Genomic DNA, 7,978 nt, shown 5'->3' with positions numbered 1-7,978 from the left:
CCACATCATTATGAGTGGGCGCTTCCGGGAGCGGATCATACCCGCCCGCGTGCCAGGGGTGGCACTTTGCCAGGCGTTTCACGGTGAGTTCCCCGGCTTTCGCCAAGGGATAGCGCTCGAAGGCCTCTAGTGCATAGGTCGAGCAGCTCGGGTAGAAGCGGCAGCTACGGGGCAGGAAGGGGCTGATCCCCCACCGGTAGCAGCGAATGAAAAAACGAATCAGGCTGCGCACTTGAGACTCAGACGGCGCCAATGCCGAGACAAGCTCTCGCGCATGGCCGGCGCCTCCAGATTGGCACTAGGGCCCTTGGCGATGACCACGAAGTCGGCAGCCGGCAGCTCAGCGTGGATCAGGCGAAAGGACTCACGGACCTGGCGCTTGATGCGGTTACGTACCGTGGCCCGTTTTGCCGTTTTCCGAGAGACCGCCAGACCCAGGCGGGCGCCAGATTGGTCGTTCGGACAGGCGAGCACAGTGAAGTGGGCGTCGCGAGATCGCACGCCCTGCTTGAAGACTCTATCGAAGGCTCGCTTGACGGTGAGCCGGTGCTCACGCGGAAACGCGTGGGCGGCGGCAGGGGCCACCTATCAGGGGCAGAGCCGCTTGCGGCCCTTGGCGCGACGGCGCTTCAGCACGTCCCGACCGGACTTCGTGGCCATCCGGGCACGGAAACCGTGGGTGCGAGCGCGGCGCAGATTGCTCGGCTGGTAAGTGCGTTTCATGAGGTTATTCCGTCGTCGACGCGCAGGCCGTGGCCGACCTGCAGAGAGCCGCGAATCGTAATGAGCGCGCTGCGGCGTGTCAAGCGATTACCCCGAGGGGAAGTGGTAGCAGCATCTCTGCCACTCCGGTTAGTATCGTCGGTCCCCCCGCCCTGGACGGCAGTCGTTCACGCACGGAGTCGAGGAACACGTGGCCCACATCTGGGATCGCGCCGTCGAGGCGTTGGAAGGCTTAGTCTCTCAGCAGGATCTGAACCAGATCCGCCCCCTGCACGCGCGCGAGTCCGCCAACGGCCAGCTCGTGTTGCTCGCGCCGAACAGCTACGTCATGCAGGAAATCCGTGATTCCTCGTTGATGGGCGAGATCGAGCGCGTGGTGCAGCAGGTCTCCGAGGGCCAGGTTTCAGAAGTGCGCCTGCAGGTGGGCAGCGTCGATCGGCCCGATCAGGCGCAGGCGGCGGACCAGGGCGAGGCGCGACGCCGCCCGCCACCTATCGAATCTCCTAAGGACCTCAATGGCGCCGGGGGCGTGCAGATCGCGGGCAGCCGCCTGAACCCCGATTACACCTTCGATAAGTTCGTGGAAGGGAAGAGCAATCAGCTCGCACGCGCGGCCGCCATGCAGATATCGCAAAACCCCGGGCGCGCCTACAATCCGCTGTTCATCTACGGCGGCGTCGGCCTCGGCAAGACGCATCTCATGCACAGCGTCGGCAATGCCATGGCAGCGCGCTCCGGCGCGCGTGTGGCGTACGTGCATTCGGCCGATTTCGTGTCGGACATGGTGCATGCGCTCCAACACAACCGCATCAATCTGTTCAAGCAGGCCTACCGCTCGCTCGACGCGCTGTTGATCGACGACATCCAGTTCTTCGCCGGCAAGGAGCGCTCGCAGGAGGAGTTCTTCCATACCTTCAACGCCCTGCTCGAGGGCCAGCGCCAGGTGATCCTCACCAGTGACCGCTACCCGAAGGACGTGGACGGCCTGGAGGAGCGCCTATCGTCTCGCTTTGGCTCGGGGCTCACGGTGGCGATCGAACCGCCCGAGCTCGAGACGAGCGTGGCGATCCTGAAGTCCAAGGCCGTGTCGGCCGGTGTACAGCTGCCCCAGGACGTGGCGTTCATGATCGCCCAGGCCATGCGCTCCAACGTACGTGAGCTCGAAGGCGCCCTGCGGCGCCTTCTGGCCACCGCGCAGCTGACGGGGCAGCCGATCACCCTCGAGTTCGCCGAACACTCGCTGAAGGACATCATCCGCCATCACGATCGCAACGTGACCATCGAGCAGATTCAAAAGCACGTGGCGGACTACTACTCCGTGCGCGTCGCTGACCTGCTCTCGAAGAGTCGATCGCGCTCGGTGACGCGCCCGCGCCAAATCGCGATGGCCCTGACCAAGGAACTGACGGGCCACAGCCTGCCGGAGATCGGCGACGCCTTTGGCGGTCGCGACCACACCACGGTGATCCACGCGGTACGCAAGGTGGAGGAGCTGTGCCGCTCCGATCCCCGCATCCAACAGGACTATGAAAAGCTGTGCAGAACCCTGACCCGATGATGTGGATAACTATGGAGCGGGTTTTTCATCCCCATCGCTCCACAGAGAACCCACAGGGCGTCAGCGGCTTCTCAAGCGCCCTGATGGAAAGATAAGCGATTGAATATTATAGAGAAAATTGACTTATCCACGGGCCGGTTCCCGCCTAATAATCACTACAGTAATCTATATATAGATTTCTTATTTCTATTACTCCGTGTGGAAGGACGAACGAGCGCATGAAACTGACGACAGAACGCGAGGTGCTGCTCGCTCCGCTCCAGAAGGTGATCGGCGCCGTCGAGCGACGTCAGACCATGCCGATCCTGGCCAACGTACTGCTCGTGGTGGAGTCGGATCGCCTGTCGGTGACCGCCACGGACCTCGAAGTGGAGCTTTGCGCCGGGGTCGAGGTCGCCGCCGAGGAGACCGGGGAAGTGACCGTGCCAGGTCGCAAGTTCCTCGACATCTGCAAAGCTCTGCCTGACGGCGCCAAGGTCACGCTCTCCCGCTCTGGTGACAAGGTCACCGTGAAGTCCGGGCGTTCTCGCTTCACCCTCTCCTGCTTGGAAGCCTCTGAGTTCCCTGTGGTCGATGAGGTGGATGGGCAACTCGATCTCTCGCTGTCGTGCGCGGAGCTGTCCCGACTCATCGAGAAAACCCAGTTCTCGATGGCGCAACAGGATGTGCGGTACTTTCTGAACGGCCTGTTGCTGGAAATGAAGGAAGGCACCATGCGGGCGGTCGCGACCGATGGGCATCGCCTCTCCATGTCGCAGATGCCCCTAGGTGAAGCGGCGGAGGCATCCGTGCAAGTGATCGTGCCGCGCAAGGGTGTGCTGGAACTGCAGCGACTGCTTCCGACCGAGGGCGAGGCAAAGGTCACTGTGGGTACCAACCACATCATGGTCGCCCTCGATGGCGGTACGCGCTTTACCTCCAAGCTCATCGACGGTCGATTCCCGGACTACGAGAAGGTGGTACCCGCAGCGGTCAGCAATCAACTGGAAACGGACAAGGCGGAATTGGTGCAGGCTCTGCGGCGCGCCTCGATCCTCTCGAACGAGAAATACCGAGGAATTCGCCTCGAACTGGCCGAGAATCGTCTGATCATCCAGGCGCACAACCCCGAGCAGGAAGAGGCCGAGGAGGAGATGGAGGTGGAGTACGGGGGTGCCGGCATGGCCATAGGCTTCAACGTCACCTACCTCATCGATGCCCTTGCCGCAGTGGACGGCGAAACGGTCACGCTCCGTCTGAACGATCCGAATTCCAGCTGCCTGGTCACCGGCAGCGACGCTGACCAGAGCAAATACGTCGTGATGCCGATGCGGCTGTAGGCCGCACTCACGGTTCCTCACCATGCTCGAACGCCTGGGCGGCGTGCACTTTCGCTGCCTGCGCGACCTGAAGCTCGAATTCTCCCCGGGCACCAACGTTCTCTACGGCGATAACGGCGCTGGCAAGACCAGCGTCCTCGAGGCCATCTATCTGCTTGGCCGCGCCCGCTCCTTCCGCGCCTCCTCCCTGGATCACCTGGTCACGAAGGACACTCAAGGCCTTGCCGTGCGCGGGAGCGTGCTGGATGGCGACGGTGGCGAGCGCCAACTCGGGCTGAAATGGGTGGATGGCCGTACGGTGGGGCAAGTGGACGGCCGGGAAGCCGATGGCCTGACCGAACTCGCACGCCTGTTTCCGGTGGAGATCATCGATACGCAGGTTCAGGAGCTGGTGCGCGGCGGTCCAGGCGTGCGGCGTCGATTCCTGGATTGGGGGGTGTTTCACGTGAAACATACCTTCCTGGATGCGTGGCGCCGCTACCAACGGGCCCTTCGCCAGCGAAATGCGGGCCTCAAGGAGGGTGCGTCCAGCGACGTTCTTGCGCCCTGGGAAGCGGAGATGGCGTTGCACGGTGCTGTGTTGAGTGAAGCGCGCCACCAGTACGTGACCGAGCTCGGTGAAGGCCTCGACGATGTGGTCGCGGATTTGCTCGGGTTACCGATAAAACTGCAGTACCAACAGGGTTGGGCGAGCGCGATGAGTCTGGACGAGGCGCTGCTGCGCGCTCAGGAGCGCGATAGGGCCCGTGGCACTACGGGGGTTGGGCCCCATCGCGCCGACCTCGAGATCCAGGTGGATGGGCAAGTAGCGCGAGATCATGCGTCCGGCGGCCAGCAAAAGCTGGTGGCCTGCGCCCTCGTACTTGGCCAGGTCCGTCTGGTCGGCGAAACGCTGGGAGCGCCGCCGGTCCTCCTCATCGACGATCCAGGGGCTGAAGTGGCGGACGCACGCCTGGATCGGCTCCTGGAATGGACCCTTTCGCTCTGCGAGCAGCGCTTCGTGACCGGTTTATCGCGCGGCGTTATCGATACAGCGGCGGAAGCCGTGTTTCACGTGGAACATGGGCGTGTGACACGCGTAAAATAGAGCTTTGGTTCTCCACCGAAGGCCTCTATGACCTACGACGCGAATAACATCAAGGTGCTCAAAGGGCTCGACGCAGTTCGTAAGCGCCCCGGCATGTACATCGGCGATACGGACGACGGCACCGGACTGCACCACATGGTGTTCGAGGTCGTAGACAACTCTGTGGACGAAGCCCTGGCCGGGCACTGCTCCCGCATCGAGGTTCGTATCCACGAAGACCAGTCTGTCACCGTCTCCGACGATGGCCGTGGAATCCCCGTGGGTCCGCACCCGGAGGGCGATTCCGCTGCTGAGGTCATCATGACGGTGCTGCACGCGGGCGGTAAGTTCGACGACAACTCCTACAAGGTGTCCGGTGGACTCCATGGCGTGGGCGTTTCCGTGGTCAATGCCCTGTCGGAGGAGCTCTCGCTCACGATTCATCGTGATGGCAAGGTCCATCAGCAGCTGTACAAGCTTGGGGTACCGCAGGCGCCGTTGGCGGCTACGGACGAGACGGAGCAGACGGGCACGACCATTCGCTTCAAGCCCAGCGCTGAGATGTTTTCGAACATCGACTTTCACTACGACGTGCTGGCGAAACGCCTGCGGGAACTCTCGTTCCTGAATTCCGGCGTGCGCATCGAGCTCATCGACGAGCGCAGCGATCGCAGCGACGTGTACGAGTACGTCGGGGGTATCAAAGCCTTCGTTGAGCACCTGAATGCGAAGAAATCGCCGATTCACGGCACCGTACTGCACCTGTCCCAGGAGCAAGACGACATCGGTGTGGAAGCTGCCCTGCAGTGGAACGACTCCTACCAGGAGGCGACCTTCTGCTACACCAACAATATTCCCCAGCGCGATGGCGGCACGCACATGGCGGGCTTCCGCAGCGCCCTGACGCGCACCCTCAACGCGTACATCGAGGCGGAGGGCCTGGCGAAGCGCGAGAAGGTCGCGACCAGCGGCGACGACGCCCGCGAAGGCCTGACCGCGGTCCTGTCCGTGAAGGTGCCCGATCCGAAGTTCTCCTCGCAGACCAAGGACAAGCTGGTCTCCTCCGAGGTGAAGCCTGCGGTCGAGTCCGTGCTGGCGGATCGCCTGTCCATCTTCCTGCAGGAGAACCCGACGGAAGCTAAGGCGATCGTACGCAAGATGATTGACGCGGCCCGCGCCCGCGAAGCCGCCCGTAAGGCACGCGAAATGACGCGCCGCAAAAACGTCCTCGATATTGCGGGCCTGCCGGGTAAGCTAGCGGACTGTCAGGAACGGGACCCGGCCCTATCCGAACTGTTCCTGGTGGAGGGGGATTCAGCCGGCGGCTCCGCCAAGCAGGGGCGCGATCGTCGCACCCAGGCCATTCTGCCCCTTAAGGGCAAGATCCTGAACGTCGAAAAAGCTAGGTTTGACAAGATGTTATCGTCGGCGGAGGTGGGTACCCTCATCACCGCCCTGGGCACGGGCATCGGTCGCGAGGACTACGATCCGGACAAGCTGCGCTACCACCGCATCATCATCATGACCGACGCCGATGTGGACGGCTCTCACATCCGCACCCTGCTGCTCACCTTCTTCTACCGCCAGATGCCCGAGCTCATCGAGCGCGGGCACATCTACATCGCCCAGCCGCCGCTCTACAAGATCAAGCGCGGTAAGCAGGAGGTGTACGTGAAGGACGACGCGGAGCTCAACCAGCACCTGCTCGCCATCGCCATCGACAACGCGCGCCTGCGGGTCACGGCCGATGCGCCGGCGATCGCGGGCCCTGCCCTCGAGTCCCTCGCGCGCAAGTACATGGAGGTGGATGCGATCATCAATCGCTGGTCCTCCCGTTACGATGAGAACGTGTTGCGCGGCATGCTCGAATTGCCGGAGCTGGACACCAGCGGCGACCTAACAGCAGCCATGACTGAGTGGTCCGAACGCCTCGAGCGCAAGCTCGCTGACGGCCCCGTGAACGGCCCTGAGTACAGCTTCCGTGTGGAGAGCGCCGAGGACGGCAACCCCACCATCACCTTCGAGCGCCGCTACCACGGCGTGGTGCTCGAGAAGCATCTGCGCAGCGGCTTCTTCAACACGCCCGAATACAAGCGAATAGCTTTGTTAGGTAACGAGTTGAACGAACTCATCGGTGAGGGCGCTTACGTGGAGCGCGGCGAGCAACGCCACGCGATCGATCACTTCGGTGAAGCCATGGTGTGGCTGATGGATCAAGCCAAGCGCGGCCAGTCGATCCAGCGCTATAAAGGTCTGGGTGAGATGAACCCGGATCAGCTCTGGGACACCACCATGAACACCGAAACCCGACGGCTGATGCAAGTGCGCATCGAGGACGCCGTGGGTGCCGATGAGATCTTCACCACCCTGATGGGCGATGAGGTGGAGCCGCGCCGCGACTTCATCGAACGCAACGCGCTTTCGGCGACCGTCGACATCTAAGGCCGGTCGCCGACCCGTCGGCCCGCCGAATGGGCTTAGGCGGCGGCTGAGTCGTCGACGTCGACTTGGACCAGCTCCTCCACCGGATCGAGCAACTTTTGCTCCTGCTCGATCCAGCTGCGCGCGGCGTCCAGCACCTCGGCGGCGGTCTTGCCCTGTGGATCAATGGTCGGTCCGATCGACATGGTGATGGTGCCGGGGATCTTCAGCACCGTGCCCGACATCCAGTGTGAGCCGGCGTTGTGGGCCACGGGCACGACAGGCACCCCGGCGCTGACCGCGAGGTGTGCGCCGCCCGCCCGGTAGCGCTTGGGTTCCCCGGGCGTCACGCGCGTGCCTTCCGGGAAAACCACCACCCACAAGCCCTCGCGCAGGCGCACGGTGCCGTTGTCGATCACCCCTTGCAGCCCTGAACGCCCGGCCCCGTCCTTACCGCGGGCCACGGGGATGGGCTTCAGGGAGCGCAGGGCCCACCCGAAGAAGGGCACCGCCAACAGCTCGCGCTTGAGCACCCAACACTGGGGCGGAAGGATGCTCAGCTGGGCCAGCGTCTCCCAGGCGGATTGGTGCTTGGTCATCACCACCGCGGGGGTCGAGGGCAGCCAGGCGCGCCCGTGCACCTCGTGTCGAATGCCGCAGAGCCAGCGTAGCGAGAACAGCGCGGTCTGAGTCCAGGCGCGGGCAATTGCGTACGAGTACTTCCAGCGCGCTTGCGACGACATGGGGATGAGGGGGGCGATTAGGATCGGCGGCGCGAACAGCAACACCGTCACCACCAGCGACAGTTGGAAGCAGGCGGATCGAACCCAGTACCACCAATAGCGCCACGGCCCCAGCGCGGCCTTCAGACGGTCCGCTCGCATCCCGGCG

8 protein-coding genes are annotated in these 7,978 nt (G+C 63.4%); 4 read left to right on the top strand and 4 right to left on the bottom strand.

The genetic code is table 11. The features are described 5' to 3' along the window. From yidD to rpmH, 3 genes are all read right to left on the bottom strand, one after another. A partial coding sequence (gene yidD, locus AAF184_15645) for a membrane protein insertion efficiency factor YidD (GenBank protein ID MEO0423771.1) occupies positions 1-232 on the bottom strand: 232 nt, incomplete at its 3' end. After that, the gene (rnpA, locus tag AAF184_15640) at positions 220-585 is read right to left on the bottom strand and encodes a ribonuclease P protein component (GenBank protein ID MEO0423770.1); all 366 of its coding nucleotides are present in this window, start codon (positions 583-585) and stop codon (positions 220-222) included. The genes rnpA and yidD, both read right to left, overlap by 13 nt. A gap of 3 nt (positions 586-588) precedes the next feature. Next, positions 589-723, bottom strand: a complete 135-nt coding sequence (gene rpmH, locus AAF184_15635) for a 50S ribosomal protein L34 (GenBank protein MEO0423769.1) — start codon at positions 721-723, stop codon at positions 589-591. Between the two features lie 190 nt (positions 724-913). Between rpmH and dnaA the strand changes: the two genes are divergently transcribed. The 4 genes from dnaA (at position 914) to gyrB (ending at position 7,108) form a co-directional block, all read left to right on the top strand. After that, a complete protein-coding gene (gene dnaA, locus AAF184_15630; protein MEO0423768.1) occupies positions 914-2,281 on the top strand; it encodes a chromosomal replication initiator protein DnaA in 1,368 nt (455 codons plus the stop codon). Between the two features lie 218 nt (positions 2,282-2,499). Next, positions 2,500-3,600 carry a DNA polymerase III subunit beta gene (gene dnaN, locus AAF184_15625; protein MEO0423767.1) on the top strand — a complete coding sequence of 367 codons (1,101 nt, stop codon included), beginning with the start codon at positions 2,500-2,502 and terminating at the stop codon, positions 3,598-3,600. A gap of 22 nt (positions 3,601-3,622) precedes the next feature. Beyond that, positions 3,623-4,687, top strand: coding sequence for a DNA replication/repair protein RecF (gene recF / locus AAF184_15620; GenBank protein ID MEO0423766.1), 1,065 nt, complete (start codon positions 3,623-3,625; stop codon positions 4,685-4,687). Between the two features lie 27 nt (positions 4,688-4,714). Further along, positions 4,715-7,108 carry a DNA topoisomerase (ATP-hydrolyzing) subunit B gene (gyrB, locus tag AAF184_15615; GenBank protein MEO0423765.1) on the top strand — a complete coding sequence of 798 codons (2,394 nt, stop codon included), beginning with the start codon at positions 4,715-4,717 and terminating at the stop codon, positions 7,106-7,108. A 35-nt stretch (positions 7,109-7,143) separates the two neighbouring features. Here gyrB and AAF184_15610 read toward each other — a convergent pair whose 3' ends face one another. After that, positions 7,144-7,971 (bottom strand): lysophospholipid acyltransferase family protein, encoded by an 828-nt coding sequence (locus AAF184_15610; GenBank protein MEO0423764.1) that lies wholly within the window; start codon positions 7,969-7,971, stop codon positions 7,144-7,146. Positions 7,972-7,978 lie beyond the last annotated feature (7 nt).

The sequence above is a fragment of the Pseudomonadota bacterium genome, assembly GCA_039815145.1.
Classification (GTDB): domain Bacteria; phylum Pseudomonadota; class Gammaproteobacteria; order Steroidobacterales; family JBCBZW01; genus JBCBZW01.
This window is presented reverse-complemented; position numbering and strand designations above follow the sequence as displayed.